The organism is Aeromicrobium sp., assembly GCF_036675695.1.
In the GTDB taxonomy this organism is placed as follows: Bacteria; Actinomycetota; Actinomycetes; order Propionibacteriales; family Nocardioidaceae; genus Aeromicrobium.
In genome coordinates this window covers 85,565-111,039 of sequence record NZ_JAKFEL010000148.1, presented here as the reverse complement: position 1 = coordinate 111,039, position 25,475 = coordinate 85,565, and the positions used below count along the sequence as shown (strand labels likewise).

General features: G+C 64.3%; 26 protein-coding genes and 1 tRNA gene. 18 read left to right on the top strand and 9 right to left on the bottom strand.

What is annotated here, in order from left to right; all coding sequences use genetic code 11:
* Nucleotides 1-266 precede the first annotated feature (266 nt).
* Nucleotides 267-339: transfer RNA gene (locus V6M39_RS09620), tRNA-Arg, on the top strand.
* A 468-nt stretch (nucleotides 340-807) separates the two neighbouring features.
* A complete protein-coding gene (locus V6M39_RS09615; protein WP_332643601.1) occupies nucleotides 808-2,100 on the top strand; it encodes a choice-of-anchor P family protein in 1,293 nt (430 codons plus the stop codon).
* Between the two features lie 236 nt (nucleotides 2,101-2,336).
* Here the strand turns inward: V6M39_RS09615 and V6M39_RS09610 are convergent, their stop codons facing one another.
* Nucleotides 2,337-3,740 (bottom strand): hypothetical protein, encoded by a 1,404-nt coding sequence (locus V6M39_RS09610; RefSeq protein ID WP_332643600.1) that lies wholly within the window; start codon nucleotides 3,738-3,740, stop codon nucleotides 2,337-2,339.
* Between the two features lie 297 nt (nucleotides 3,741-4,037).
* Between V6M39_RS09610 and V6M39_RS09605 the strand changes: the two genes are divergently transcribed.
* On the top strand, nucleotides 4,038-5,438 hold the full coding sequence (locus V6M39_RS09605) for an NAD(P)-binding protein (RefSeq protein ID WP_332643599.1): 1,401 nt from the start codon (nucleotides 4,038-4,040) through the stop codon (nucleotides 5,436-5,438).
* On the opposite strand, the gene V6M39_RS09600 is transcribed toward V6M39_RS09605, so the two are convergent.
* Nucleotides 5,435-5,956, bottom strand: coding sequence for a hypothetical protein (locus V6M39_RS09600; RefSeq protein ID WP_332643598.1), 522 nt, complete (start codon nucleotides 5,954-5,956; stop codon nucleotides 5,435-5,437). The genes V6M39_RS09605 and V6M39_RS09600 overlap by 4 nt on opposite strands.
* A 54-nt stretch (nucleotides 5,957-6,010) precedes the next feature.
* Entirely contained in the window at nucleotides 6,011-8,401 is a 2,391-nt protein-coding gene (locus V6M39_RS09595) for an ATP-dependent DNA ligase (protein ID WP_332643597.1), read from the bottom strand.
* Nucleotides 8,402-8,616: 215 nt separating this feature from the next.
* Between V6M39_RS09595 and V6M39_RS09590 the strand changes: the two genes are divergently transcribed.
* Complete coding sequence (locus V6M39_RS09590; RefSeq protein WP_332643596.1) at nucleotides 8,617-9,330, top strand: sigma-70 family RNA polymerase sigma factor; 714 nt, start codon at nucleotides 8,617-8,619, stop codon at nucleotides 9,328-9,330.
* Between the two features lie 2 nt (nucleotides 9,331-9,332).
* Here the strand turns inward: V6M39_RS09590 and V6M39_RS09585 are convergent, their stop codons facing one another.
* A complete protein-coding gene (locus V6M39_RS09585; protein ID WP_332643595.1) occupies nucleotides 9,333-9,830 on the bottom strand; it encodes a hypothetical protein in 498 nt (165 codons plus the stop codon).
* Nucleotides 9,831-9,979: 149 nt separating this feature from the next.
* On the opposite strand from V6M39_RS09585, the gene V6M39_RS09580 reads away from it, so the two are divergent.
* Nucleotides 9,980-10,693, top strand: coding sequence for a GAF and ANTAR domain-containing protein (locus V6M39_RS09580; RefSeq protein WP_332643594.1), 714 nt, complete (start codon nucleotides 9,980-9,982; stop codon nucleotides 10,691-10,693).
* Here the strand turns inward: V6M39_RS09580 and ku are convergent.
* Both ku and V6M39_RS09570 read right to left on the bottom strand, forming a co-directional pair.
* On the bottom strand, nucleotides 10,690-11,562 hold the full coding sequence (ku, locus tag V6M39_RS09575; RefSeq protein ID WP_332643593.1) for a non-homologous end joining protein Ku: 873 nt from the start codon (nucleotides 11,560-11,562) through the stop codon (nucleotides 10,690-10,692). The two genes, V6M39_RS09580 and ku, sit on opposite strands and share 4 nt — an antisense overlap.
* A 33-nt stretch (nucleotides 11,563-11,595) precedes the next feature.
* On the bottom strand, nucleotides 11,596-12,351 hold the full coding sequence (locus tag V6M39_RS09570) for a CatB-related O-acetyltransferase (RefSeq protein ID WP_332643592.1): 756 nt from the start codon (nucleotides 12,349-12,351) through the stop codon (nucleotides 11,596-11,598).
* 94 nt (nucleotides 12,352-12,445) lie between these two features.
* Between V6M39_RS09570 and V6M39_RS09565 the strand changes: the two genes are divergently transcribed.
* From V6M39_RS09565 to V6M39_RS09555, 3 genes are read left to right on the top strand one after another with little or no spacing between them, the layout of a single operon-like run.
* Nucleotides 12,446-13,684, top strand: coding sequence for an NAD(P)/FAD-dependent oxidoreductase (locus V6M39_RS09565; protein WP_332643591.1), 1,239 nt, complete (start codon nucleotides 12,446-12,448; stop codon nucleotides 13,682-13,684).
* 13 nt (nucleotides 13,685-13,697) lie between these two features.
* Nucleotides 13,698-14,285, top strand: a complete 588-nt coding sequence (locus V6M39_RS09560; protein ID WP_332643590.1) for a hypothetical protein — start codon at nucleotides 13,698-13,700, stop codon at nucleotides 14,283-14,285.
* Between the two features lie 20 nt (nucleotides 14,286-14,305).
* Nucleotides 14,306-14,935, top strand: a complete 630-nt coding sequence (locus tag V6M39_RS09555; RefSeq protein WP_332643589.1) for a Pr6Pr family membrane protein — start codon at nucleotides 14,306-14,308, stop codon at nucleotides 14,933-14,935.
* On the opposite strand, the gene V6M39_RS09550 is transcribed toward V6M39_RS09555, so the two are convergent.
* Nucleotides 14,905-15,240, bottom strand: a complete 336-nt coding sequence (locus V6M39_RS09550; protein ID WP_332643588.1) for a DUF3817 domain-containing protein — start codon at nucleotides 15,238-15,240, stop codon at nucleotides 14,905-14,907. The genes V6M39_RS09555 and V6M39_RS09550 overlap by 31 nt on opposite strands.
* A gap of 56 nt (nucleotides 15,241-15,296) precedes the next feature.
* Between V6M39_RS09550 and V6M39_RS09545 the strand changes: the two genes are divergently transcribed.
* Nucleotides 15,297-15,941 carry an amino acid-binding protein gene (locus tag V6M39_RS09545; protein ID WP_332643587.1) on the top strand — a complete coding sequence of 215 codons (645 nt, stop codon included), beginning with the start codon at nucleotides 15,297-15,299 and terminating at the stop codon, nucleotides 15,939-15,941.
* On the opposite strand, the gene V6M39_RS09540 is transcribed toward V6M39_RS09545, so the two are convergent.
* Nucleotides 15,942-16,823, bottom strand: coding sequence for an SDR family oxidoreductase (locus tag V6M39_RS09540; protein WP_332643586.1), 882 nt, complete (start codon nucleotides 16,821-16,823; stop codon nucleotides 15,942-15,944).
* Nucleotides 16,824-16,935: 112 nt separating this feature from the next.
* Between V6M39_RS09540 and V6M39_RS09535 the strand changes: the two genes are divergently transcribed.
* From V6M39_RS09535 to V6M39_RS09525, 3 genes are all read left to right on the top strand, one after another.
* Nucleotides 16,936-18,459, top strand: a complete 1,524-nt coding sequence (locus V6M39_RS09535; protein ID WP_332643585.1) for a Re/Si-specific NAD(P)(+) transhydrogenase subunit alpha — start codon at nucleotides 16,936-16,938, stop codon at nucleotides 18,457-18,459.
* A gap of 5 nt (nucleotides 18,460-18,464) precedes the next feature.
* Nucleotides 18,465-19,853 (top strand): Re/Si-specific NAD(P)(+) transhydrogenase subunit beta, encoded by a 1,389-nt coding sequence (gene pntB, locus V6M39_RS09530; protein ID WP_332643584.1) that lies wholly within the window; start codon nucleotides 18,465-18,467, stop codon nucleotides 19,851-19,853.
* An 82-nt stretch (nucleotides 19,854-19,935) separates the two neighbouring features.
* Entirely contained in the window at nucleotides 19,936-20,067 is a 132-nt protein-coding gene (locus V6M39_RS09525; RefSeq protein ID WP_332643583.1) for a hypothetical protein, read from the top strand.
* Here V6M39_RS09525 and upp read toward each other — a convergent pair.
* Nucleotides 20,064-20,705 (bottom strand): uracil phosphoribosyltransferase, encoded by a 642-nt coding sequence (gene upp / locus V6M39_RS09520; RefSeq protein WP_332643582.1) that lies wholly within the window; start codon nucleotides 20,703-20,705, stop codon nucleotides 20,064-20,066. The two genes, V6M39_RS09525 and upp, sit on opposite strands and share 4 nt — an antisense overlap.
* A 106-nt stretch (nucleotides 20,706-20,811) precedes the next feature.
* On the opposite strand from upp, the gene V6M39_RS09515 reads away from it, so the two are divergent.
* The 6 genes from V6M39_RS09515 (at nucleotide 20,812) to V6M39_RS09490 (ending at nucleotide 25,475) form a co-directional block, all read left to right on the top strand.
* Nucleotides 20,812-21,279: a tRNA adenosine deaminase-associated protein gene (locus V6M39_RS09515; protein ID WP_332643581.1), complete on the top strand. Its 468-nt coding sequence runs from the start codon at nucleotides 20,812-20,814 to the stop codon at nucleotides 21,277-21,279.
* 14 nt (nucleotides 21,280-21,293) lie between these two features.
* Nucleotides 21,294-21,728, top strand: coding sequence for a tRNA adenosine(34) deaminase TadA (tadA, locus tag V6M39_RS09510; protein ID WP_332643604.1), 435 nt, complete (start codon nucleotides 21,294-21,296; stop codon nucleotides 21,726-21,728).
* The gene (locus tag V6M39_RS09505) at nucleotides 21,728-22,804 is read left to right on the top strand and encodes a GNAT family N-acetyltransferase (protein ID WP_332643580.1); all 1,077 of its coding nucleotides are present in this window, start codon (nucleotides 21,728-21,730) and stop codon (nucleotides 22,802-22,804) included. Before tadA ends, V6M39_RS09505 begins: the two co-directional genes overlap by 1 nt.
* Nucleotides 22,805-22,868: 64 nt before the next feature.
* Nucleotides 22,869-23,705: a class I SAM-dependent methyltransferase gene (locus V6M39_RS09500; RefSeq protein WP_332643579.1), complete on the top strand. Its 837-nt coding sequence runs from the start codon at nucleotides 22,869-22,871 to the stop codon at nucleotides 23,703-23,705.
* A 64-nt stretch (nucleotides 23,706-23,769) separates the two neighbouring features.
* Complete coding sequence (locus tag V6M39_RS09495; protein ID WP_332643603.1) at nucleotides 23,770-24,870, top strand: LLM class flavin-dependent oxidoreductase; 1,101 nt, start codon at nucleotides 23,770-23,772, stop codon at nucleotides 24,868-24,870.
* Entirely contained in the window at nucleotides 24,867-25,475 is a 609-nt protein-coding gene (locus V6M39_RS09490) for a CE1759 family FMN reductase (protein WP_332643578.1), read from the top strand. Before V6M39_RS09495 ends, V6M39_RS09490 begins: the two co-directional genes overlap by 4 nt.

Here is a 25,475-nt window from a genome sequence, read left to right as displayed (position 1 = left end):
GTGAACTTTTCCTTCTCGCGCATCGCGAACCAAGCGCATTGATTCGCACTTCCCGGCAATCGACGTGTCGGCAGGGATAGCTGATGTGTGATTTTCCGTCTCCGACGGGCGAAGACGATCAATTGACTCTACGGTCTGGGCGTATTCATCGCGAAGGCGGAGACGGGTGAACATAGTCACACCTATGTCAAGGTCGCAGCACTCGGGTGGCCTGATTTTCGCTGGGCTCTGGGCCACGCTAGAATCAGCGAGGCCCTTCGGGGCAAGCGCCCGTAGCTCAACGGATAGAGCATCTGACTACGGATCAGAAGGTTAGGGGTTCGAATCCCTTCGGGCGCGCAGAGCAAGTCCGTCGTTTCAGTCAGGAGCTGGTGCGACGGGCTTTTTGATTCCCGGTCGGATGGCACTGCGACGAGTCCGGGCGGTCCTGCGACGCGCGGGGTTTGGCTGGCTTGCCCAAGCCGATACGCAGCCATGGCACGGCTCGCATCCCGGCGCTGCGCTGCCTTGGTGCCGCAGGACGAGGCGTCACGACTGGTCAAGCGGTGACACCCGGCGTCAGCGCTGCACGCTGCCCCGCCATTTCGAGTCCTGCAAAAAAGTTCGGGGGACCGCGTTATGCATCGGGCGCTCAACTGTCTTAACGGGTATGAGCCGTTTAGGGGCGTCTCGCCGTCTCGGGGGCGGCGCCACGCTTTCTCGCTCAATTTGCACACGAAATCGAGCGGGCCGCGGTACTGCCTTTTTCAACGCTGTCACTGATTTTTTGCCCGATTGGCAGCGATACTCCCACATCTAGGAAACCCCATGAAGACACGACTCAGGACTCTGACGGTTGCGGCTGTGGTCGCCTTATCGACCGTTTCGCTACAGGGGCTGCCGCAGGCGAGCGCGGCGACCGACACCTTTGCCTTTGGCGTGTCCGCCGGTGGCACACGCATTTCTGCGGTCGGCACGACTGTCACCTCTGATCTGACCGCAGAGTCTTCGCTGATCGGAAGGTCGCCAGCCTCGACGAGCAACCAGGTCGCGAGCGTCCGAGTCGGTACACTCGCGCAGGTTGGCGCTGTCAACACCGACGCCGCCGCTGTGAGTTCCGGCAATGGGTTCGCGACGACCGCTCACGCCCGCACGGCCAACATCAGCCTGCTCAACGGTGCGATCAAGGCTTCTGCGGTCGACACGACAAGCAAGGCTGAGTCGAAGAGCGACGTGACGCCGACCGCGAGCAATCACACTGAGTTCGTGGGACTCACCATCGCAGGCAAGAAGTACCCGGTCAACGTTCCAGCCAACACCGGCGTCACCATTCCGGGCCTTGCTCAGGTCACCCTCAACGCATCCTCGATCGAGATCGATGGCGAGACGGTGGTCGGGCAGGGCGCAGGTCTGTACGTCACATTGTTGAAGGCGTTCAATGGCGTTGCAGCCGGCGCCGTGATCGTCCTGAACCCCACCTACGCCGTGGTCGTCCCGACGACTGATCAGGACGGCGGCCTCCAGTTGGGCGGCGGTGGGCAAGGTGCCTATGCGTACGCACACGTCGGCGACGAGGTCGAGGCCGAGACCGGTCAGATCGGCCGCAAGACCATGCCGCCGCGGGGCACCAACGGACAGACCTTGTCGAACACGACGGCCAAGGTCAACGTGCAAGGGTTGCTGACTGCCAAGGCGATCGAATCGACCGTGAACGGTACGAGCGTTCCTGCGCTCTCGGAGGCGACAGCCACCAGCACGATAACCGAGCTACGTCTGTTCCCCAGCCTGTTGTCGAGCGGGGTGATCACGGCCACCGCCATTGGTTCCAAGTCGCACGTTCGCGTCGATGACGGGACCCCAGTCACCGAGGGCAGCCTGCAATTCATCAACCTGAAGATCGCCGGCAAGGCCATCCCGGTCGATGTCGCCCCGAACACCACCCTCCACGTTGCCGGACTCGGGAAGGTCGTCATCAACGAGCAGAAGGAGATACGGGCGCCAGGCTTCGGACACGCGTTCCGCGTCATCGCACTCCACATCACGCTCGACACGGCCCGAGCTGGACTGCCTGTTGGAGCCGAAATTGAGCTGGGCCACTCCTACGCGGTCGCCTTCGGCTGAGCCTGCTTCGGCCCCTGAGCCGATGACGTGACAGAACGCCCCAGACTGAAGGTCTGGGGCGTTCTGCGTTGCCAGATTCAGCGGGTCTTCAGGCTCACCGAAGCCCTCTTGTCGTCATCGACGCCAGACGCTGACGATGGGAATGGTGTGGCGAGTTCCAGGCCGTTTCATGTCGCGTCGGAGACAAAGAAAAAGGGGAGCCGCCGAAGCGACTCCCCTCTTTCACACGCGGCTGTTCAGTTGCGTCGTCGACTGAACATCGGGCGGAGCGTCGTGACGACCCGCTCCCTGACTGTCATCAGCCGGACCGGTTGCACTGCGCCCCAGGCTTCCCTGGTCCTGACCATCTCGGCCATCGGTGGGAGTGTCAGCGAGTGAGCCGACATCCGTACGGGCGCCGCCTCGGCAGCTGCAGGCGAACGGCGCATCAGGAGCAGGGATCCTGCCGCCGTCATCGCGACCGCCATCAGCAACAGGTCCAGTGACGAACCTCCCGTGTCGGGCAGAAGCCTGTCCTCCTCGGGATCGAGTCCTTGGTCCTCGGGATCGAGCCCACCGGGCTCATCGCACTCGGCCTCGTTGACGTCTCCGGCTTGTTCGCCATCCTTTGCGTAGCGGATGGCGTATGAGCCGTGCGCGTCGTTGAAGTCGGCCGGGAACAGGCCGTCCCAGTCCTGTCCGAGGGCACTTTCGTTGACGATGATGATGTGGTGGAAGGTGCCGGGAGGGGCACCGGTGAACTTGCACACCACGACCTGGTCCTCGTCGTCGGTGATGATGACGTCGCAGTCGGTGCCCTCGGCCTGGTCGCCCGGTATCAGCGGGCACTGGTCGAACGGGTCCGGCAAGCAAGCGGCTTCGTCGACGTCTCCGGCTTGTTCGCCCTCCGCTGCGTAGCGGATGGCAAACGAACCATGTGCGTCATTGAAGTCGGCCGGGAACAGGCCGTCCCAGTCCTGTCCGAGCGCGCTCTCGTTGACGATGATGACCTCGTGGAAGGTGCCGGGCGGTGTGCCGGTGAACTTGCACACCACGACCTGGTCCTCGTCGTCGACGATGACGTCGCAGATGGTGCCCTCGGGCTGGTTGTCCGGTATCAACGGGCACTGGTCGAACGGCGGAGTACCGCCGCACTCAGCCAGTGAGATGTCGTCGGCCTCTTCGCCATCTTCTGCATATCGCAGGGCGAACGACGCTTGAGCATCGTTGAAGTCGGCCGGGAACAGTCCGTCCCAGTCCTTTCCGAGCGCGTTGGCGTTCACGATGATGATCTCGGTCAGAGTGCCGGGTGGCGTGCCGGTGAACTTGCAGACCACGACCTGGCCAGCGGCAGCCGCTGCCTCAGGCTTCGCGGCAGCTTCGGCGCCTTCAGGCTCTTCGGCCTTCTTCGCGTTGTTGTCTGGCGCCTGGCTGTCGTCAGACGTGACGTCTTCGGATGTCGGTGGCTCTGGAGCCAGCGGCTCGGGAGTCGGTGGCTCTGGGGGAGGATCAGGGGCTTTCGCCTCCGCTGGCGCTTCAGCTACCACGACGGCCGGTTCGGCCGTCGCAGCGTCGTCAGCGACGGCGGGCTGTGCCATCAGCACGCTGCCCATCACCATCGCCAGAACAATCGCTGCCTTCTTCATTGAGGTTTGCTCCATCCGTTTCGCCCCTGAGAGGAGCGCTCCGAGTCGCACGCAACGGATGTCGAGTGCGGTTCGGCAACGGCATGTATGGGTACGCGTCGCTGCCTGCACTCACAACCGTCAAGTTGCGCTCGGTGTCACGGCGAAACGGGTGGAGAAACCCAGAAATGGCGGCAGAACGAACATTTGATCATTCAGCACCCCCACCAGGTGGTGCCAATGAACTACGTCTTGCCTGGATCGGCGCCACGCTGGGTGGAGGATCGAGTGACTCTCTGGCGCGATTGTCGCGGTTGCGCGATCGTTTGACACATGAAGAGCACCGACTACCTCGTGGTGGGAGCCGGAACGAGCGGCCTCGCGTTCGCGGACACGTTGGTCGCGGAGTCTGATGTCGACATCGCGATCGTGGACCGCCGACCTTCACCCGGCGGTCACTGGGCTGACGTCTACCCGTTCGTGCGCCTGCATTCGCCGTCGGCCTTTTACGGCGTCAACTCCTTGCGCCTGGGCAATGACCAGATAGACGCCGACGGGCCAAACGCCGGGTTGTACGAACGCGCGACAGCGGCGGAAATCCAGGAGTACTTCAACACCGTTGTCGATCGGCTCGAGGCCACCGGGCGAGTTCGTGTGCTGCTCGGGCATGAGCACGTCGGAACGGAGGGTGAGACCGAGGTCGTGCGCGAGTTGGCCACCGGGCGGACGCACGAAATCCCCGTACGCCGCCGCATCGTCGATGCGCGCTACCTCGAGGCCTCTATCCCCGCGACCCACACCCCCTCCTTCGTCGTCGCTGATGACGCCTCATTCGTGCCCGTGCATCGGCTTCCTGATGCTGCGCCGTCATCGACGGCATTCACCGTGCTCGGCGCGGGCAAGACCGCTGTCGATGCATGTTTGTGGTTGCTGGAGAACGACGTTGACGCCGACAGAATCAGGTGGGTTCGCCCTCGCGACGCGTGGTTCCACGACCGGGAAAGGTTCCAGCCCGACGACCTCGTGGTGGACACGCTCGAGGGCTTCGCGACAGACGCGCGCGTGGGAGCCACCGCGCCAGACCTCGCGCAAATGGTGGAAGGTTTGGATGATGCAGGACGCATCGTCAGGATCGACCCCGCCGCACCCGCGTCGATGTACCGCGGTGGCATGCTGAGCGCCTACGAGATCGACCGAGTGAGGCAGGTCGAGGACGTCGTACGCCTCGGTCGAGTGCGGCGGATCGAGCGTGAACGCCTGGTTCTGGAGGAGGGGGAACTGCCGACAGGTGGATCGCTGCACATCGATGCGACCGCGGCGGGCCTGCGCCTCGTTCCTCCAGAGCCGATCTTCTCTCCTCGACGAATCACGTTGCAGCAGGTCCGACACAAGACTCCGCCGTTCAACGCCGCGCTGCTCGGGTTCGTCGAAGCGCGTCGGGATGACGACGAGGTCAAGAACCGGCTCTGTCCTCCCAATCCGTTCACTTCGGACATCAAGGAATGGGCGCGCACAGTCGCCAGGACGTGGCGGACCGAAGGAGGCTGGCGCGGCGAACCAGACCTGCAGGCGTGGGTCGCGAGCTCGCGGCTCAACCTGATGAGGGCGTTGCCACGACACCTGGAGGAGCCGCGCGCGTTGTCAGCCGTCGGGGTCTACGCGGGACACGTCGGTGACGCGATCGTCAACCTCGAGCGCCTTGCGGCCACCATCGAACCTGCTGCGTCGCCTTAGGGCGCCTTCTTGGCAGGCGGCGCCTTCTTCGCGGCGGCCTTCTTGGCGGGGGCAGCCTTCTTCGCCGGTGCCTTCTTGGCGGCGGGAGCAGTCTCTGCCGTCGTCGAAGGCGCGGGTGCCGGCTTCGGCGGTGCGGTGGGTGCCGGACGCGGCTGCGTGTATGACGGGGTCGGGGTGTTGCCAGCGACTCGGCGGGCGGCGGCAAACGCTGCCGCGCCAGCACCGGTCACGAGACCGAGCAGCGCGACCTTCTTGACCTTGCCGCGCTTCTTCTTGGGCTTGGCCGCCTCGGGGATGCGGTCGGCGACGCTGTCGGGGATCTTCTCGAAGAGCTCGTCGCGCAGGTCAAGCAGCTGCTTCTTGTCGGGAATCATGTCCTTGAGCTCTTCGCGATCTGGCAGGCGGTTCTTCACCTCGTCACGGAAGCCTGGAGCGCGTTCGACGAGGTCCTTCGCCTGATCGGCGATCTCGTCGATCTGTGCTTCGATCTTGTCGCGGATGCTCCTCTTGAACTTCATGTGCTCTCCTCGTGATCGATGGCCCGTGGCCCCATCGTCGCAGGCCGGAGGTCGTCATTCCAGCCGTACGTCAGCCTGGTCTTTGTCAGTACGTACCCCGCGCCAGCTCGGATGACGCAGATTTCCGCTGTGCGTCCACTCGCCGAACTGCACTTCGCCGACGATCTTCGGTGTCACCCAGCGTGCATCGCGCTCGACATCGCGGGGCACCTCGACGAATGGGCTGGTCTTCCGCTCCAGCGGCGTCAGCGCCTTGAGCAGGTCGGCCAGCGTGCGTTGGGTGAATCCGGTGCCGACCTTCCCGACGTACTGGAGTCCGTCGTCCCCGGGAATGCCGAGCAGCAGCGACCCGATCGTTCCGCCACGCGATCCGGTACCCGGCTTCCATCCACCGATGACGACCTCTTGCATCCGCTGGTGCTTGATCTTGATCCATGACGACGAACGCTTCTCGCCGACGTAGCGGCTCTCGCGTCTCTTCGCGATCACACCCTCGAGCCCAAGCTTCTTGCTCGAGGCAATGGCTTTGGCGAGCGTGCCCTCGTACGCCGGCGGCACCAGGATCGTGTGCCCGTCGTCGACGTCGAGCTTGGCGAGCGCGGCTCGTCGGTCGACGTACTGGTCGTTTCGCATGCCCTGAGCTTCAACTGCGAGCAGGTCGAACACCATGTACGTGGCCTCGACGCGCTCGGCTGCCGCCTGGATCTCTGCAGGTTTGGTGAGCCCCATGCGCTGCTGCAGCAGCCCGAAGTCAGGAGCTCCGGCGTCGTTGAGGGCGACGATCTCTCCGTCGAGGATCGTGTCGTTGAGCTCTAGGTCTGCGAGGGCTTCAACCACCTCGGGGTACGCCGCGGTCACGTCATTGCCCTTGCGGGTGAACAAGCCGATGTCGTGTCCATCGACGACTGCGATGGCACGAATGCCGTCCCACTTCATCTCGAACGCCCAGTCGGACTCATCCTCAAGGTCACCTGGTGTACCGAGGGTTGCGAGCATCGGCGGGACGAACGTCCTGGAAAGGCTATTTGTCGACTTTCGGGAGGCTATGGGTTTTTGGGCGGAGGAACTCTTCGTGGACGGCTTGGCCTTGTCCTGCATGAGGTGGATCAGCCAGTTCTTGCCGGTCTTGATCAGCGCGAACTTGCGGGTGCCGTGGAGTCCGCCCTCCTTGGTTCCCGTCAGCGTGACGATGACCTCGTCGTCTCGCCACTTCTCGAGGTCGTATGTGCCGGAGTCCCAGATCCATGACTTGCCGGCGCCGTACTCGCCCTTTGGGATCGTGCCCTCGAACGTCGCGTACTCGAGTGGGTGGTCCTCGGTCTGAACGGCCAAGTGGTTCTTGGACGGGTCGGTCGGCACCCCCTTGGGCAGAGCCCAGGACACGAGAACGCCCTCGTGTTCGAGCCGGAAGTCCCAGTGCAGCGCGCTCGCGTGGTGCTCCTGGATCACGAAGGTGTTGCCGTCGCCGGCGACCGGGCTGCCGATCGGCACGGGCTCGGGGGTCTTGGAGCCATCACGCTTCGCCCGGTAGTCGACCAGCCGGTCGGTGGAAGGCGTCGGCCCGACGAGGTGGGCCATCGGGTCCTTGCGCTTCTTCATCCGTGCCAGGACGTCCTCGAAGGAGAGCTGGCCGAGGTCAGGGTCGTCGAGCTCCTTCCACGTACGAGGAGTTGCCACGTTGGGCTCGAACGTTCCGCGCAGCGAGTAGGGAGCGATCGTTGTCTTGGACGCGTTGTTCTGGCTCCAGTCGACCAGCACCTTGTCCTTGCGGAGACTCTTCTTCATGTCGCTGACAACAAGATCTGGCAGCTCCGACTCCAGCGCCTTGGCCAGCTCCTTCGCGAACGCGTTGACGTAGTTGGAGTCCTGAGAGCCGTCGAGGCCGGCGTACAGGTGGATGCCTTTGCTGCCACTGGTCACGGGAACGGCGTCGAGGCCAATGTCCTGCAGCATCTGTCGGGCGGCTCTGGCGACCTCCGCGCATTCGGCCAAGCCGGCACCCGGTCCCGGGTCGAGGTCGAGCACGAGGCGATCAGGGTTCTGGGGTGTGCCGCGGCGGTTGACCTTCCACTGTGGAACGTGAAGCTCCAGGGCTGCAACCTGTCCGGCCCAGGCGAGGGCCGCCGCATTGGCGAACACGGGGTATTCCTTGGTGTCCTTGCTGTGCTCGACGGCGACTCGTCGGATCCACCTCGGCGCGGAGTCCGGGAGGTTCTTCTCGAAGAACACCTCGCCCGGGTTGTCGGCTGTGCCGACGCCGTTGACCCAGCGCTTGCGGGTCGTGAGCCTGTCGGCGAGATGCGGGAGGAGGATCGGCGCGATCTCGACGTAATAGTGGATGACCTCGGCCTTGGTGGTCCCGGTGAGGGGATAGATGACCTTGTCGGGATTGGTCAGACGGAGGCGATGGCCGGCGATGGACACGGTCTGTGGCGCTTCGGCCATGGAAGGTCCTCCCGCCTCATATCAGCCCGGCATAGTTCTAAAGAACTATGCTGCGTAGTAACTAGTAGTTACGAAATCCTTGTGTTTCATCGTGGCACGTGCGATGGTGGAAGAGCCGGTTGAGCAAAAGCCGTGCACGGTTCGAAAACTCTTTTGGAGTTCCCGTGAACACTGCTCCCGCAACTTTCATCGACAACACTACTGATCTTCTAGAGATGGCTGCTGACGCAGACGGTCAGGAACGAATCCTCCTCGAGGACGAGCTTGTCCGTCGCTATCTCAGCCTCGCAACGCACCTCGCCGGTCGCTACGCCGGACGTGGCGCGGACCGTGAAGACCTCATCCAGGTCGCCAACTTCGCGTTGGTCAAGGCGATCCGCGGATTCCATCACGATCGGGGCGAGTTCGTACCGTTTGCGACGGTGACGATCCTTGGCGAGATCAAGAAGTACTTCCGCGACTACTGCTGGGGAGTACGACCTCCCCGCAGAATCCAGCAGCTCCAGGCAGACATTGCGGCTGCGACGGAACGAGGCATGCACTCGTATGCGCAGACCCCGGGCGATGAAGATCTCGCTGAGGAGCTGGACGAGGAGGTAGCGGACATCCGCGAGGCGCAGGCAGCTCGAAGCTGCTTCTCACCCACCTCGCTGGATCAGCCGACACGCATCGGCGGACGACCGCTCGGTGAAGGGCTGTCGATGGACGAGGCTGCGTACGACTTCATCGAGGAGTGGGTGAGCGTGGCCCCTCTGTGTCAGCGACTCACCGATGCAGAGCGAGAACTCCTGCGCCTCCGTTTCGTCGAGGACAAGTCGCAGCAGGAGATCGCGGACATCATCGGTATCAGCCAGATGCAGGTGTCGCGCCGACTCTCGAAGCTGCTCGATTCGTTGAGGTCTGAGGTTCTTGAGTCATCGGCGGCCTGAGTTCAGCTGAGGTCGACAAACCTAGAGGTGAACGAACTGCCATCGGCGTGACCAACCTTGGCCGACACCTCGTCGACGATTGAGACGGCGAGGTGCTCGATCGGTGGAAGCGCGGAGGCAGCGGCGTCACCAACCGATGAGTGCCAGATCAACGACACGTCGTGGTGACGGCCGCACTCTTTGCACAAGTCTTGGAGACGTCGCACATCGAGCTCGTCGGCGGGCTTCTCGCACATCGCGATGACCGTCGCGTGGGGACGGTGTTGCCCTGCCAGGCCTTCGAGAGCGCGTTGTCCCGCCTCAGTGTCGAGCCGGCAGATGACGTTTTGGGCCGACGTCAGCCAGCCAGTCTTCACACTGACCGCATGTGTCCGGCAACCGCGCCGCTCGAGCTCTGCGCTCAGCGCTTGGTCGATCCGGCCATTGTCACCGAAGAGCGTGACGGTGAGAGTCGAACCGCTTCTGACGGGAGTGTTGAGCGGGTCTGGGCGATCGGTCATCCGACGTCCTTTCCGGTTCACACCGGTTGTGGCGATCAGTCGGTCAGGCATGACGTACCCACGGGTTTGGACGCCAAACAGGGCGCTGTAGGTTTCGGGCGCGACTTGTGGTTTCCTATAGCCGCAAAGAATCTAGCGAGGGGTGAGCAATGGACACTTCGTTTTTTTCAGAGATGGCGCTCGAGCTGCACAACGAGCCCACGGCTGAGCGCACGATCGAGCGCATTGCCGAGTTTGCGATGATCGCGACAAGCTGTGATGACGCCGGGATCATGCTGGTGCAGGGCCGCAACCAGATCGAGACGGCAGCCGCCACGTCCAGCCGTGTGGGTGAGTCCCACAACCTGCAGATCATCTTCGACGAGGGCCCGTGCCTGGATGCGATTGAGGGCGGTCCGCTTTACCTGTCCAACGATGTCGCCCGCGACCTTCGGTGGCCGGCGTGGGGTCCATCGGTGGCCGAGCTCGGGCTCCGAAGCGTGCTGAGCCTCAGGCTCGAGACCCGAGCTCGCCGTTATGGGTCACTCAATCTCTACGCCGAACGCACCGACGCCTTTGACGACGACGATGTCGCGGTTGCTTCGATCTTCGTGACCCATGCATCCGTGGCCCTCGCTGCCGCGCACAACGAGGAGGGGCTGCAGGTCGCGATTGACGCTCGCAAGCTGATCGGACAGGCGCAAGGCATCCTCATGGAGCGCTACGACCTTGACGCTGTCAGAGCGTTTGATTTCCTGCGCCGCCTGTCGCAGCACCACCAGATCAAGCTGCGCGAGGTGGCTGCGTGGGTCGTCGAGCACCGCACCTCTGACCACGTCGACCTCGCGGTCACGCCACCCGAGGGTGAAGCGGCAACCGTCTAGGCGCCTTTGGCTGTCTTCTTGCGGGCGGCGGTCTTTTTTGCCGGCTTGGACGCGGCCTTCTTTGCCGTACTTGCGGATACAGCCTTCTTGCGCTCGACGCTGCGCTTGAGGGCTTCCATCAGGTCGACGACCTCTCCACCGTCCGCCTCTTCCTCGGGCTTCTCGCCGAAGGTTGCCTCGGTGTCGATCGAGTCGCCGCTCTCGAGCTTGGCCTCGACCAGCGTGCGGAGCTGCTCCTGGTAGTCGTCCTTGAAGTCTGAGCTCTGGAAGTCGGCCGCCAGGGAGTCAACGAGTTGAGCAGCCATGTCGCGTTCCTTTGCGCTGATGCGCACGGTCTCATCGAGGATCGGGAAGTCGACCTCGCGAACTTCGTCGTCCCACAGCATCGTCTGCAGGATCAGCACGCCGTCGCGTACGCGCAGGGCTGCCAGTCGGGTCTTCTGCCGCATCGCGAACGTGACGATCGCCGTACGGTCTGAGTCCTCGAGCGCCTTGCGTAGCAGGACGTACGGCTTGAGCGACTGGTCCTCGGGCTCAAGGAAGTAGCTCTTGTCGAAGCGGATCGGGTCGATCTGGTCGTCGGGGACGAACTCGAGGACCTCGATCTCACGGGTGTACTCGGCCGGCAGCGACTTGAAGTCTTCGTCGGTCAGCACCACGGTGTGGGAGCCGTCGTCGTAGGCCTTGTCAATGTCTTCGTAGGCGACGACTTTCTCGCACACCTCGCACCGACGTTGGTAGCGAATGCGCCCGCCGTCCTTGTTGTGGACCTGGTGCAAGGACACGTCATGGCTCTCAGTCGCGCTGTAGAGCTTGATGGGCACGTTGACCAGCCCGAAGCTGATGGCGCCCTTCCAGATCGATCGCATAGGTACAAGTGAACCCCGAGCCGGGTTCGAGCGCTAGTCGCGGCCGAACCGACGCTGCCGTCGAGGGGCCGTGGGCTTCTGCTTGACGATCTCGATGAAGCCGGGCTCGTACGGTTCCAACTCGTCGACGAGCGGTCGGAGGGCCGCGACCGCAGCGACCGGATCGTCGTACCGGATGCCTCGGAGCTGGTTGGGCGAGAACCGCCACCAGCGCAACTCCAGGAGCTCATCGCGCAGGCTGTCGGAGACCCGCGACTTGATGGACTTCGCCGGCGCACCTCCGACGATCGCGTACGGCGGGACGTCCTTGGTCACGACTGATCCCGCGGCGATGACGGCGCCGTCCCCGACGGTTACACCGCTGAGCACGACGACATTGGCACCGATCCAGACGTCGTTGCCGATCACCGCTGTCGTGCCGCGAAACGATGCTCGGCCGCCAGCCTCGGGGTCGATGACCTCGCTTTCGGCGGCCGAGGGATGCCAGCCCCACGAAGCCTTCTTGTACTGGAACGAGTTGACGCTCAACCAGTCGAGAGGGTGGCCGGTGGCTCCCAGCAGCACGCCGGGTGCGATCTCGCAGTAGCGACCGACGCGTGCGTCCTGCACTTCACAATCGCGGGCGAAGCTGGTGAAGGCGCCGACGTACGTGTCTGAACGCAGAGTCGTACGGCCGTTGAAGCGGACCGGTGGTTCGGCGAAGAGCTTTGACGATCCGACCCGCTCGATATTGCGCGCCTTGCGTACGTGCTCGTCCATGCCCACAACGTAGTCGCGGTTTGGCTTCACGACGTTGAGGGCACGACTGTGGCATGACTGTCACGAATCTCGATGCCTGAAGGAGAGGAGGTCCTGCGCAACCATTAGGCCGCACAATGGGGGCATGAGCTCCCGACCCGAGCACGTCATCGTCGTCGGCGCGGGCATGGTCGGTCTGTCGACCGCGTGGTTCCTGCAGCGCGAGGGCATTCGCGTCACTGTGGTCGATCGAGGCGGTGTTGCCGCCGGCTCGTCGTGGGGCAATGCCGGGTGGCTTGCGCCGTCGCTGACGCTCCCGCTGCCCGATCCGGCCATCCTGGCTGGTGGCATCAAGGCCACGCTGAGCCCGTCGTCGCCGGTGTACGTTCCGCTGACCACCAACCCACGACTGCTCAAGTTCCTCGCGGACTTCACCCGGCACTGCACCCCGTCGAAATGGCGAGCGGCGATGACGGTCTTCAATGAGGCGAATGCTCTGGCGCTCGACGCCTTTGATGAGCTCGAAGGCTTGAGCGAACCGACGAAGCCGGCCGAGCCGTTCATCGCGGCTTTCGCCTCGGGGTCGGACCGGCAGAAGCTGATCGACGAGTTCGATCATGTGGCCGAGCTCGGTCGCCAGACTGCGTACGAATTGCTCGACGGCGCCGAGGTCCACGCGCTGGTGCCGTCGCTCGGCGAGGCTGTGACCTGCGGTGTCCGGCTGTCCGAGCAGCGGTTCATCAACCCGGGACGTTTCGTCCATGCCCTCGCAGACGCCGTACGCGCCCGTGGCTCGGAGATCGTCGACGCTGACGTACGCGACATCCGCGACACCGCCACCGGCGTCGAGCTCGAGGTCAGGAGCGGGGTGCCACTGCGGGCAGACGCCGTGGTGATCGCCACCGGAACCTGGCTCGGATCGCTGGCCCGCGACTTCGGTGTCTCGACGATCGTCCAGGCAGGTCGCGGCTACAGCTTCACGGTGCAACCCGAGCACATGCCACTCGCGCCGATCTATTTCCCGGCGCAGCGAGTGGCGGCCACTCCGCTCGGCGACGGTCTCCGGGTCGCCGGAATGATGGAGTTCCGCAAGCCCGACGCACCGCTCGATCCCCGCAGGATCAAGGCGATCGTCGACGCGGCCACGCCGATGTTGACCGGAGTCGACTGGGACGCGCGTACGGATGAGTGGGTGGGCTCTCGCCCCTGCACCGCAGACGGTTTGCCACTCGTGGGACGTACGAGATCGCCGCGCGTGTTCGTGTCCGGTGGCCATGGGATGTGGGGGATCGCGCTCGGACCATTGAGCGGCAAGCTCCTCGCCGCGCAGATCGCCCGTGGCGAGGACGCGGGGCTGCTTTCGTCGTTCGACCCCCTGCGCTGAGAGACTCGTTCACATGGACAACGAGCGCTTCTCCCTTCGCCAGAAGATCACCGTCATGGTCAACCGCTACGAGCTTCGTACGCTCGCCGACGATGGCACGGAAGGTCCGCTGCTCGCCTTCGCCGAGCAGAAGCGGATGGCGTTCAAGGAGCAGGTCACGTTCTTCACGGACGCCGCCAAGACCGAGCCGATCTTCGGGTTCAAGGCGCGCCAGCGGATGGACCTCGCTGCGACATACGACGTGACTGACAAGGACGGGAACCCGATCGGTGAGTTCCGCAAGGACTTCGGCAAGTCGCTGCTGCGGTCGACCTGGCATCTGTCGACTCCGGATGGACTCACCTCCGTGGGTCAGGAGCGCAGCCAGGGTGTTGCCATCGCCCGACGGGTGATTGGCATGGTCGGCGAGATCCCGATCCCGCTGCGATTCCATTTCGACTTCACGACACCTGACGGACAGATCGTGTTGAGCTCTGAGCGTCGTCGCTCGCTGCGCGACCGCTACGAGCTCACCGTGCCGAAGCTCGCCGACGGCCGCCAGCTCGACTGGCGGGTCGCCGGTGCAATGGCGGTCGCTCTGGATGCGTTGCAGGAGCGTTGAGCGGCGCTAGGGTCAGCAGCATGACTCGCCTCTGGCATGCCGCGATTTCCTTGGTCGCGGCCGTCGCCCTCGTCACGCAGCTCGTCCTGGTGATCGACAAGGACGCCAGCGTGACCAACTTCTTCAGCTACTTCACGATCCAGTCCAACATCCTGGTGATGATTGCGGCGGCGTTGATCGCCGTGAGACCCGATCGTGGCGGCACGGCGTTTCGCATCCTGCGGATGGCTGGGCTCGTCGGCATCACGATCACCGGCATCATCTTCTCGACCGTGCTTGCCGGGACCGTTGAGTTCGAGGGCATCGCCTGGTGGACCGACAAGGCCTTCCACTACCTCGTGCCGGCCATGGCCGTCACTGGCTTCATCTTCATGAAGCCGCGCACCAGGCTGGACCGGAGCTCGGTGTGGTTCCTCGCCTGGGCTCTCGCCTGGCTCGCGTACACGTTGATCCGGGCTGAGGTTTCGGAGCCTCGGTTCGCGGTCACCAACGACCGGTTCGCAACGGTCCCCTATGACTTCCTCGACTCCGACCAACACGGCACGACTGCTGTGGCGGTTGCGTGCGCGGGTGTCTTGGTGCTGGCGCTGGCGATCTCCGCGTTCTACATCTGGCTGAGTCAGCGCGACGCGGAGACGGCCACGGTCTGACCCAGCAGTCCCTTGCGGTCGGCGACGACCTCGAAGACGTACGTGAAGAACGGCGGGATGCTCGCCGCCAACGCGAGAAGCGTCGTCTTGGGCCGCCACTTGAAGATGACTGCAGTGACGATCGTGGTGATCACGTACGCGATGAAGATGACGCCGTGGGTCATGCCGGCGACGGGAACACCACCTTCGTGCAGGCCGAACGGCTCTGACTCCAGCACGTACTTGCAGAACATGGCTGAGAGCAGGAGCGCCCACGAGATGGCTTCGGCGATGGCGACGGTACGGAATGCGGTTCTGGTGTTCACGGCGGCCACGGTACCCGCGTAACCAGACCGCAATATGAGCCGGGGACAATGTGAACATGGCATTCCTGCTCCGCGTAGAGCTTCCGGACGTGCCCGGATCGCTCGGCGCGCTCGCAACTGCGCTCGGTGGTGCGGGTGCCGACATCGAGGCGATCGAGATCGTCGAGCGTCAATCCAGTGGTCGTGTTGTCGATGACGTGCTGCTGGAGCTGCCGCCTCGGTTGATGCCAGATGCGCTGATCACGGCGTGCCACAAGCTCGACGGCGTACGGGTGCACTGGATCTCCCGCTACAACGCTGGTGCGAACCTGAGCATGGACCTCGAAGCGGTCGAGCGGTTCACGGCCGATCCTGAGAATGCGATCGCCGAGCTCGTCAACGTCATACCGGCGACGTTCCGTACGGACTGGGCGATGGCTCTGCACAAAGTCGATGGGAAGGTCGCAGTGATGTCGAAGTCGTCGACGGCCCCCAAGCTCGTGCCCGAGGCCGAGTCCTGGCTGTCGATCCGGAGTGCCAAGATCCTGCCCGAGATCACGGCCTGGGACTCAACTGTCCTCGCAGCGTCGCCCGCCAAAGACCGCAAGGGTCAGCGCTTCGTGCTGGTCGTCGGTCGCCATGGCGGTCCGGAGTTCCTGGCGTCCGAAGTCGCCCGCCTCGGCCACATGGTCTCCCTGGCGGCCTCCGTACAAACGGTGTAGTTACTCGGCGGGCTTTGTCACTGGCGTGTGCGAGTGGTGGAAGCGGCCGAGCGCGTCGACCTCTTTCTCCATCTGCGGCACGGCTCCAGCGGCGATCCGACGTACGAGCGGCCAAGCCAAGGGAGAGTTCATCAGTGGCTTGGTCCAGTTGGAAACCAGCACCGACTTCTTGACGTAGACGCGCGCCTTGCGCTTCTCGAAGCCCTTGAGGATCAGGTCGATGCAGACCTCGATGTTGGTCGTGGCGTTCGCAGGCCAGGGCAGCTTCTTGCGCACGGCCTTGAACGTCGGCAGATCGGCTTCGGCGACGCGCACGATGTCGGTGTCGATCCACGACGGGTGGCAGACGCCCACGCCGATGCCGAGGTGCGCGACTTCCTGCTTGTAGGCGATCGCCAGCATTTCAGCGCCGGCCTTGCTCGCGTTGTAGGACGCGAGCCCGGCGAGTGCGGCGAACGATGCCTGCGAGGCCACGACGAGTGCGTACCCGTTGGTCTTCTCGAGATAGGGCGTGGCGTACTTGAGGGTGCGGAAGACGCCGTTGATGTTGATGTCGACCACACGCTCAAAGGCGTCGTCGGAGATCTGGCGGACCGTGCCGTACGAAGCGATGCCGGCGTTGGCGAGGACGAAGTCGATCTGCCCGAAGTGCTTGCCGGCGGCATCGATTGCCCTCTTCATGGCTTCGCTGTCGCGTACGTCTGCCTCCCACCAGGCCGCTGACTCACCCAGCTCGTCGGAAAGCTCGGTGAGGAGCTCGGGCTCGAGTCCGAGGAGGGCGACTTTGCCGCCCTTGGCAACGAAGCCGCGGGCGACGCCGGCACCGATCCCGCGCGCTGCGCCGGTGATGAGTGCGACCTTGCCGTTGAATGTCTGGGTCATCCGATTAACATACCGCCGGTATCTGAAATGCGGAAGGAAACCGAATGCTCAGAAATGAGACGCCTGTCTCATGGGGTGGTCGCCGTGACCGGCGACCGATAGGTTCTGCCGAATGAGTGTCGTGGGAGTGGTCGCTGAGTCGGCCGCAGGTGAGACCCGGGTCGCTGCGACCCCTGAAACCGTTGGCAAGCTGATCGGCCTTGGATACGACGTCGTCGTCGAGTCCGGCGCCGGCGAGTCGGCCAGCTTCACCGATGACGCGTACACCGAGGCTGGCGCGACGATCGGTGACGCGTGGGGCAGCGAGATCGTGTTCAAGGTCAACGCGCCGAGCAGCGACGAGATCAACAAGCTCGCCGACGGTGCCACCCTGGTCAGTCTGATCAGTCCGGCGCTGAAGCCCGAGCTGGTCGACGAGCTCGCCACGAAGCCGATCACGGTGCTGGCGATGGATGCCGTGCCTCGCATCTCGCGTGCCCAGTCGCTCGACGTGCTGAGCTCCATGGCCAATATCGCGGGCTACCGCGCGGTCATCGAGGCCGCCAATGTCTTCGGCCGCTTCTTCACCGGCCAGATCACGGCTGCCGGCAAGGTGCCGCCGGCCAAGGTTCTCGTCGCGGGAGTTGGCGTCGCCGGCCTCGCCGCGATCGGTACGGCCAGCAGCCTGGGCGCGATCGTACGAGCAACAGACCCGCGTGCTGAGGTCGCTGACCAGGTCGCATCGATCGGTGGCGAGTACATCGCTGTCGACGTCGAGACCGAGCAGAGCACCGACGGATACGCCAAGGCGACGTCCGAGGCATACGACAAGCGCGCTGCCGAGATCTACTCGGAGCAGGCGGCCGAGGTCGACATCATCGTCACGACCGCGCTGATCCCGGGACGCGCTGCCCCGATCCTCCTGACCGCTGCCGATGTGGCGAGCATGAAGCCCGGCAGCGTCATCGTCGACATGGCCGCAGCCCAGGGTGGCAACGTCGAGGGCACCAAGCCCGGCGAGGCTGTCGTCACCGACAACGGCGTCACCATCATCGGCTACACCGATCTGCCGGGTCGTCTTCCCACGCAGGCGTCGCAGCTCTATGGCACCAACCTGGTCAACCTGATGAAGCTGCTGACTCCGGAGAAGGACGGCCAGCTCGTCCTCGACTTCGATGACGTGGTCCAGCGCGGCATCACCGTCGTACGCGATGGCGAGAAGACGTGGCCGCCGCCGGAGATCCAGGTCTCCGCTGCGCCTGTCGCCGCGGTCAAGGAGAAGGCAGAGCCTGCTCCCGCCAAGCAGCCGATGACCGCTGCCCGCAAGCTCACGCTGGTCGGCATCGGCATCCTCGCGCTCTTTCTGGTCAACGCCTTCGCACCCGCGCCGCTGCCCCAGCACTTCACCGTGCTCACTCTCGCGATCGTCGTGGGCTTCTATGTCATCGGCAACGTGCACCACGCGCTGCACACGCCGCTGATGTCGGTGACCAACGCAATTTCCGGCATCATCGTGGTCGGAGCCATGCTCCAGATCGCCGATGACGACACCGCGATCCGCACCCTCTCGTTCGTGGCGATCCTGCTCGCCAGCATCAATGTCTTCGGTGGATTCGCCGTGACCCGACGCATGCTCAGCATGTTTTCAAAGGGGTGACGGGTATGGATTCCCAGAGCATCGCCACAGCTGCGTACATCGTCGCTGCACTTCTCTTCATCTTCAGCCTCGCCGGGCTGTCGAAGCACGAGTCGTCACGCCAGGGCGTCGTCTACGGCATCGCCGGTATGGCGATCGCGCTTGCTGCGACCTTCCTAGTCGTCGCTGACATCGGTGATGGCACCACGATCGCCTTGCTGCTCGTCGCCGTCGTGGTCGGCGCGGCCATCGGCCTGTGGCGTGCACGCGTGGTCGAGATGACCGGAATGCCCGAGCTCATCGCGCTGCTCCACTCATTCGTCGGCCTCGCTGCCGTGCTGGTCGGCTGGAACGGCTACCTCGAGCACGGGCACTTCTCCCTGCAGTCACTCGAGGACATCCACAACGCCGAGGTCTTCATCGGTGTCTTCATCGGCGCGGTCACCTTCACGGGATCGATCGTCGCGTTCCTCAAGCTGTCGGCCCGCATCTCGTCGGCACCGCTGGTGCTGCCGGGCAAGAACATCATCAACCTCGGCGCACTCGCCGCATTCGTGGCGCTCACGGTCTGGTTCGTCATCTCGCCCAACCTCGGGCTGCTCATCGCCGTCACCGTGGTGGCGCTGCTGCTCGGCTGGCACCTCGTCGCCTCGATCGGCGGCGGCGACATGCCGGTTGTCGTGTCGATGCTCAACTCCTACTCGGGTTGGGCCGCGGCGGCATCAGGCTTCCTGCTCAACAACGACGCACTGATCGTCACCGGAGCGCTCGTGGGCTCGTCGGGTGCCTACCTCTCTTACATCATGTGCAAGGCGATGAACCGCTCGTTCATCTCCGTCATCGCGGGCGGCTTCGGCATCGAAGCGGCCTCGGACGACGACACCGACTACGGCGAGCATCGCGAGATCAGCGCCGAGGACACCGCTGAGCTGCTCAAGAACGCCAGCTCGGTGATCATCACGCCCGGATACGGCATGGCGGTTGCCCAGGCGCAGTACCCGGTCGCCGATCTGGTCCGCAAGCTCCGCGAGCGGGGCATCGAGGTGCGCTTCGGCATCCACCCTGTCGCGGGTCGTCTTCCAGGCCACATGAACGTGCTGCTCGCCGAGGCGAAGGTGCCGTACGACATCGTCCTCGAGATGGACGAGATCAACGACGACTTCGCCAGCACCTCCGTTGTGCTGGTCATCGGCGCCAATGACACCGTCAACCCCGCCGCTGCGGAGGATCCGAGCAGCCCGATCGCGGGCATGCCCGTCCTGCACGTGTGGGAGGCGACCGACGTCGTCGTGTTCAAGCGATCGATGGCGACCGGTTACGCCGGCGTACAGAACCCGCTGTTCTTCCGCGACAACAGTCAGATGCTGTTCGGCGACGCGAAGGACAAGGTCGAGGAGATCATCCGCGCGCTGTGAGTCAATCGTGTGTGAGTCGTGACGTGAAGGCACGTGGAATCGTTAACAAGTTCGTACCGACCCGATCCATTGGAGAAGTGTTGTGGACAAGCCCGAGTACGACCGCCCAAATGACGATGACGACACCGGCAACAAGGCGTTGATCTTCTTGGTGCTTGCCCTCGTCGTGGTCGGCATCATGTACGGAATCTTCAACACCGACGTTCTCGGTTAGTCGACTACGCCGTACAGGCGGTCGCCGGCGTCTCCCAGGCCGGGGACGATGTAGCCGAGCTCGTTGAGCTTTTCGTCGAGCCCTGCCGTCACCAGGTTGACCGGCACGTTGATGTTCTCGAGCTCCTTCTCCATGCGGGCGATGCCCTCGGGAGCGGCGAGCAGGGTGATCGCGGTGATGTGGTTGGCCCCGCGCTTGACCAGGAAGTCAATCGCCGTGGCCAATGAGCCACCGGTCGCGAGCATCGGGTCGAGCACGTAGCACTGGCGACCCGTCAGGTCGTCGGGCAGGCGCTCGGCGTACGTGACGGCCTCGAGGGTCTCCTCGTTGCGCACCATGCCGAGGAAGCCGACCTCGGCGGTGGGCAGCAGCCGCTGCATGCCTTCGAGCATGCCGAGGCCGGCGCGGAGGATCGGTACGACGAGCGGTCGCGGGTCCGTCAGTCGTACGCCCTTGGCGATCGCGACGGGCGTCTTGACGTCGACCGGCGACACCCGTACGTCGCGTGTCGCTTCGTACGCGAGCAGCGTGACGAGCTCATCAGCGAGGCGTCTGAACGTCGGCGAGTCCGTACGCTCGTCGCGCAGCTTGGTGAGTTTGTGCGAGATGAGCGGGTGGTCGGCGACGTGTACCTGCATGCGACGAGAGTAGCGACATCAGGCTTGGGTCTGTCACCATCACAGAGAGGCCGCCGTTAGGCGGTCCCGTGACGTGCCGAGACTGAGTCGTTCAAGGAGGTGTGCCATGGCTGAGGACGATGTCGACTTCGCGGTGGCCGCCTACCGCGACGAAGGTGAGTGGCAGGTCGTCGAGCTCCACGCGACCATCGGCGAGGATGTTGACGAACTGAGCGAAGCGCTCACCCGCTTCCCGTCAGAGGTTGGCGTGCTTGGGCTGGTCTCGATGAACGACGACTTCTTCGTGATCCTGCGTCGCTCGGGTGTGCAGGTACGTGCGCTGCTGTCCGATGTGACGGCTGTGACCGACTGGCCGCTGGCCGGCGGAGTTGCGGACCTGCTGGACCTGCCCGATCCCGAGGATCCGGACGATCCGCAGCCGGTCGGCGACCTCGACATCATCAGCGATCTCGGCATGCCCGGCCTCGAGCTCAGCGTGCTGTGCGACGACGACGACCTCTTTCCTGAGGACATCCTTCGCGATGTCGCCGACCGTCTCGGCTTTGGCGACAAGCTCGACGCCATCATCGGTTGATGTACGACGCATTGATGCGGCAGGCGCTCGACCTGGCACTGACCGCTGCTGACTCCGACGACGTGCCTGTGGGCGCGATCGTCATCGATGCCGATGGGCTTGTCATCGGTCGGGGTCGCAACACTCGCGAGCGCGACGCCGATCCCACCGGCCACGCCGAGATCGTCGCGATCCGCGAAGCCACCGAGGCGCTGGGTGAGTGGCGGCTCGAGGGCTGCACCCTGATTGTCACGCTCGAACCGTGCACGATGTGCGCCGGCGCGATAGTCGCGTCGAGGGTCGAACGATTGGTGTTCGGCGCTTTTGACGAGAAGGCGGGAGCCGTAGGGTCGTTGTGGGACGTCGTACGCGATCGTCGCCTCAACCACCGACCTGAGGTGGTCAGCGGCGTGCTCGCCGATGAGTCCTCGACTCTGCTCAAGCAATTCTTCGAGAGGCACCGTACGTAATGACTGATGTCGTCATCGACGAGCTGATCCTCCCGGACAGCTTGGACGGTCCCGGGGGGGACGAGTTCCGCGAACTGATCGAGATGCGCAACGAGGTCGAGTTCGACACCTTGGGGACCGACGCCATCGCGGTCACGCCGGAGGCGATCTTCCCTCACTTCATCAGCACCCCGCAGAAGACTCGGCGCCATTTCGTCGTGAGAGACGAAGGGCGAGTCATTGCGCGCGCCCTGTTCGCGTGGATGACGGCGGAGAACGCACCGGCTGCATCGCTGATGGCTGACGTGCTTCCGGCGTACCGCGGCCGCGGAATCGGCACAGCGCTCTTCGACATGCAGGAGAAGCTGGCTGCCGAGCTGGGTCGCCGGGTGCTTCACGCATCAGTGATCCATACGACGAACCAGGGCGGTGAGCGGATCGCTTCCTCGACCGGGTTCGGCGACCTCCCAGCCGCCGACCCTGGAGTGAAATTCCTCCTTAGCCGCGGCTACCAGCTCGAGCAGGTCGTACGCATCAGCAGTTTTGACCTGACCGATGCGGGCAAGTCACTGGAACGGCATCGCCGGGCAGCCCAGCACAAGGCTGGCGATGACTACCGCGTCGTCAGCTGGATCGGACGTACGCCCGAGAAGTGGCTCGAGCAGCGAGCGGCTCTGGCCACGGCGATGAGCACAGACGAGCCGAGCGGCGGTCTCGAGACGATCGTCGACGAGTGGGACGCCGATCGCGTACGCCAACACGACGATCGCCAGGAAGGTAGTGGTCGGACGTTGTTCGTGTCAGCCGCCGAGCACGTGCCGACCGGCACACTGGTGGCATACAGCGAGCTGGGGCGCCTTGAGGGTGCGAACCAGCCTGCGGTGCAGGAGGACACGCTCGTCGTGCGTGCGCATCGTGGCCACAGGCTCGGGATGCTCCTGAAGGCCGCCAATGCCCAGTTCATGCTTGAGGCCGCTCCTGACACACCGTTGATCACGACGTTCAACGCAGAAGAGAACGAGCCGATGCTCCGCGTCAACATCGAGATGGGCTTCACGCCGATCGGCGCTGAGGGCGAGTGGCAGAAGCGGGTCTGATCGGATTGACTTCAGGTCGACATGAACTGACACGATCGGGAGATCATCCAGGTCAGGAGCGCAAATGCCACATCACCACCATCCAGGACCCGACGAGGCTTTCGTCGGGCCCGAGGAGGTTGCCCGCGTCGTTGCGGACGGAGAGATCGCGTTGGACTTCGTCGCGGAGGTGGTCGGTCTGCTCGACCATCCCGTACGACGGGTGCTCGACATCGGATCAGGCCCGGGTGTCGCCACGCTCGAGCTGGCCAGGCTGCTGCCCGAGGCCGAAGTGGTCGCCATCGACGCGTCGGAGTCGATGGTCGACGCCGTGATCGAGCGGGCGAATCTCGCCGGGGTGGGTGCACGGGTCAGTGCCCGGGTGGCGGAGCTACCGGGCGGCATCGGTGAGCTGGATGACATCGATCTCGTCTGGGCTTCGATGTCGTTGCACCACGTCAGTGACGAGCGCGCGGCGATCCACGAGATCACAGCCTCCTTGAGCGAGCACGGCGTGCTGGCGATCGTGGAGTTCGGCGATCAGCGCCGCCTTCTGCCCCCCGGCGACGACGCGCTCGGGGATCGTGTCGAGGCAGCGTACGAGCGATACTTCGCGGAGCAGTCGCAGCACTGGCATGGCAACACTCCGTCGGGGGAGCTGTCGGAGATGGTGCGAGGTGCCGGACTGGAGGTGATGGATGATCATGTGTCCGTGATCACCCACGAGCCTCCTCTCGACGAGGCTCAACGCCGCTACGTCACGTTGTCGATGTGGCGGGCGATCAAGCAGCTCGACGGACTTCTCGACCCGGCCGACCTCACGGCACTTGAGCTGCTCGCTGAGGATGACAAGCGCCCTGACGGCACTGTGGTGGTGTCCCGTCGCATCCTGTTGGCACGCAGGGCCTCGACGAGGGAATAGCGGGCATGAGAAACTAGTTGAACATTCCACAACGTTCTTTGAAGGAGAATGCGGGATGACCAGCATGCAGTTCGGACTGTTCTCAGTCGGTGACGTGACCCCCGATCCCACGAACGGGACCGTCCAGACCGAGCACGAGCGCATCAAGAACACGATCACGATCGCCAAGAAGGCGGAGGAGATCGGGCTCGACGTCTTCGCGACGGGTGAGCACCACAACCCGCCGTTCGTACCCTCGTCGCCCACGACGACCCTCGCGTACATCGCCGCACAGACCGAGAAGCTCATCCTCTCGACCTCCACGACGCTGATCACGACCAACGACCCGGTCAAGATCGCCGAGGACTACGCGACGTTGCAGCACCTGGCCGATGGCCGTATGGATCTCATGCTCGGCCGCGGCAACACCGCTCCGGTCTACCCATGGTTTGGCTTCGACGGCTCCAAGGCGATCGAGCTGACGGTCGAGCACTACCAGCTGCTCCGCCGGCTCTGGGACGAAGACGTCGTCACCTGGCAGGGGGAGTTCCGTACGCCGCTGCAGGGATTCACGGCGACTCCGCGCCCGCTGGACGGTGTGCCGCCGTTCGTATGGCACGGCAACATTCGTACGCCGGAGGTTGCCGAGCTCGCTGCGTTCTACGGCGACGGCTACTTCGCCAACAACATCTTCTGGCCCAAGGAGCACTACATCCGGCTGATCAACTTCTACCGTCAGCGCTACGCCCACTACGGGCACGGTGAGCCGGAGCAGGCGATCGTCGGACTCGGCGGCCAGTTCTTCATCCGCAAGAACAGCCAGGACGCGGTCAAGGAGTTCCGTCCGTACTTCGACAACGCGCCGGTCTATGGCCACGGCCCCTCGCTCGAGGACTTCACCGCGCAGACACCGCTCACCGTCGGCAGTCCGCAGGAGTTCGTCGAGAAGACCCTGACGTTTGCCGAGTACTTCGGTGACTACCAGCGTCAGCTCTTCCTGGTCGACCACGCAGGCCTGCCGCTCAAGACCGTGCTTGAGCAGCTCGACGAGCTCGGTGAGGTGCTGCCTCAGCTGCGTGCCGAGTTCGATGCTCGTCGGCCGGCGAACGTACCGGATGCTCCGACCCACGGGGCTCGCGTAGCAGCCAAGCTCGCTGCTGAGTCGGTCGAAGAGGCGACGGTATGACAAACATCGTGGCAATCGCTGCCGGTCTGAGCGATGCGTCGACGACGCGGCTGCTCGCCGACCGGTTCGCCGAGTCGGTAAAGCGGAAGTACGGCGATGCGACCGTCGAGGTCGTCTCGCTGCGCGAGCTGGCACACGAGATCACCGACGCGACGCTGACCGGGTTTGCCCCGCCGCGTCTGCAGACCGTGATCGACAAGGTCGTTGCGGCTGATGGTCTGATCGTCGTCACGCCGATCTTCAAGGCGTCCTACCCAGGCCTTTTCAAGTCGTTCTTCGACGTGCTCGAAGCCGACGCGCTCACCGGCAAGCCGGTCGTGCTCGCGGCGACCGGAGGCACCGCGCGGCACTCGCTGGCGATCGACTTCGCGATGCGTCCGCTCTTTGCGTACATGCAGGCACTCGTCGTACCGACTGGCGTGTTTGCCTCCCCGTACGACTGGGGCTCGGACGGTACGAACGCCCTCGGCGAACGCATCGACCGTGCGACCGCCGAGCTGGTGAGCTTGCTCAAGGGTGCCGGTACGGGCCGCGGACCGTCGGATGACATCGACCTGTTCAGCGACACGTTCCTGTCGATCTCGAACCCGCCAACGGTCGACTAG

Bases quoted from the DNA above. Each gene is read 5' to 3' on its own strand.
- V6M39_RS09615 (WP_332643601.1), top strand. From the start codon at position 808: ATGAAGACACGACTCAGGACTCTGACGGTTGCGGCTGTGGTCGCCTTA.
- V6M39_RS09610 (WP_332643600.1), bottom strand. From the start codon at position 3,740: ATGGAGCAAACCTCAATGAAGAAGGCAGCGATTGTTCTGGCGATGGTG.
- V6M39_RS09605 (WP_332643599.1), top strand. From the start codon at position 4,038: ATGAAGAGCACCGACTACCTCGTGGTGGGAGCCGGAACGAGCGGCCTC.
- V6M39_RS09600 (WP_332643598.1), bottom strand. From the start codon at position 5,956: ATGAAGTTCAAGAGGAGCATCCGCGACAAGATCGAAGCACAGATCGAC.
- V6M39_RS09595 (WP_332643597.1), bottom strand. From the start codon at position 8,401: ATGGCCGAAGCGCCACAGACCGTGTCCATCGCCGGCCATCGCCTCCGT.
- V6M39_RS09590 (WP_332643596.1), top strand. From the start codon at position 8,617: ATGGCTGCTGACGCAGACGGTCAGGAACGAATCCTCCTCGAGGACGAG.
- V6M39_RS09585 (WP_332643595.1), bottom strand. From the start codon at position 9,830: ATGACCGATCGCCCAGACCCGCTCAACACTCCCGTCAGAAGCGGTTCG.
- V6M39_RS09580 (WP_332643594.1), top strand. From the start codon at position 9,980: ATGGACACTTCGTTTTTTTCAGAGATGGCGCTCGAGCTGCACAACGAG.
- ku (WP_332643593.1), bottom strand. From the start codon at position 11,562: ATGCGATCGATCTGGAAGGGCGCCATCAGCTTCGGGCTGGTCAACGTG.
- V6M39_RS09565 (WP_332643591.1), top strand. From the start codon at position 12,446: ATGAGCTCCCGACCCGAGCACGTCATCGTCGTCGGCGCGGGCATGGTC.
- V6M39_RS09560 (WP_332643590.1), top strand. From the start codon at position 13,698: ATGGACAACGAGCGCTTCTCCCTTCGCCAGAAGATCACCGTCATGGTC.
- V6M39_RS09555 (WP_332643589.1), top strand. From the start codon at position 14,306: ATGACTCGCCTCTGGCATGCCGCGATTTCCTTGGTCGCGGCCGTCGCC.
- V6M39_RS09545 (WP_332643587.1), top strand. From the start codon at position 15,297: ATGGCATTCCTGCTCCGCGTAGAGCTTCCGGACGTGCCCGGATCGCTC.
- V6M39_RS09540 (WP_332643586.1), bottom strand. From the start codon at position 16,823: ATGACCCAGACATTCAACGGCAAGGTCGCACTCATCACCGGCGCAGCG.
- V6M39_RS09535 (WP_332643585.1), top strand. From the start codon at position 16,936: ATGAGTGTCGTGGGAGTGGTCGCTGAGTCGGCCGCAGGTGAGACCCGG.
- pntB (WP_332643584.1), top strand. From the start codon at position 18,465: ATGGATTCCCAGAGCATCGCCACAGCTGCGTACATCGTCGCTGCACTT.
- upp (WP_332643582.1), bottom strand. From the start codon at position 20,705: ATGCAGGTACACGTCGCCGACCACCCGCTCATCTCGCACAAACTCACC.
- V6M39_RS09515 (WP_332643581.1), top strand. From the start codon at position 20,812: ATGGCTGAGGACGATGTCGACTTCGCGGTGGCCGCCTACCGCGACGAA.
- tadA (WP_332643604.1), top strand. From the start codon at position 21,294: ATGCGGCAGGCGCTCGACCTGGCACTGACCGCTGCTGACTCCGACGAC.
- V6M39_RS09505 (WP_332643580.1), top strand. From the start codon at position 21,728: ATGACTGATGTCGTCATCGACGAGCTGATCCTCCCGGACAGCTTGGAC.
- V6M39_RS09500 (WP_332643579.1), top strand. From the start codon at position 22,869: ATGCCACATCACCACCATCCAGGACCCGACGAGGCTTTCGTCGGGCCC.
- V6M39_RS09495 (WP_332643603.1), top strand. From the start codon at position 23,770: ATGCAGTTCGGACTGTTCTCAGTCGGTGACGTGACCCCCGATCCCACG.
- V6M39_RS09490 (WP_332643578.1), top strand. From the start codon at position 24,867: ATGACAAACATCGTGGCAATCGCTGCCGGTCTGAGCGATGCGTCGACG.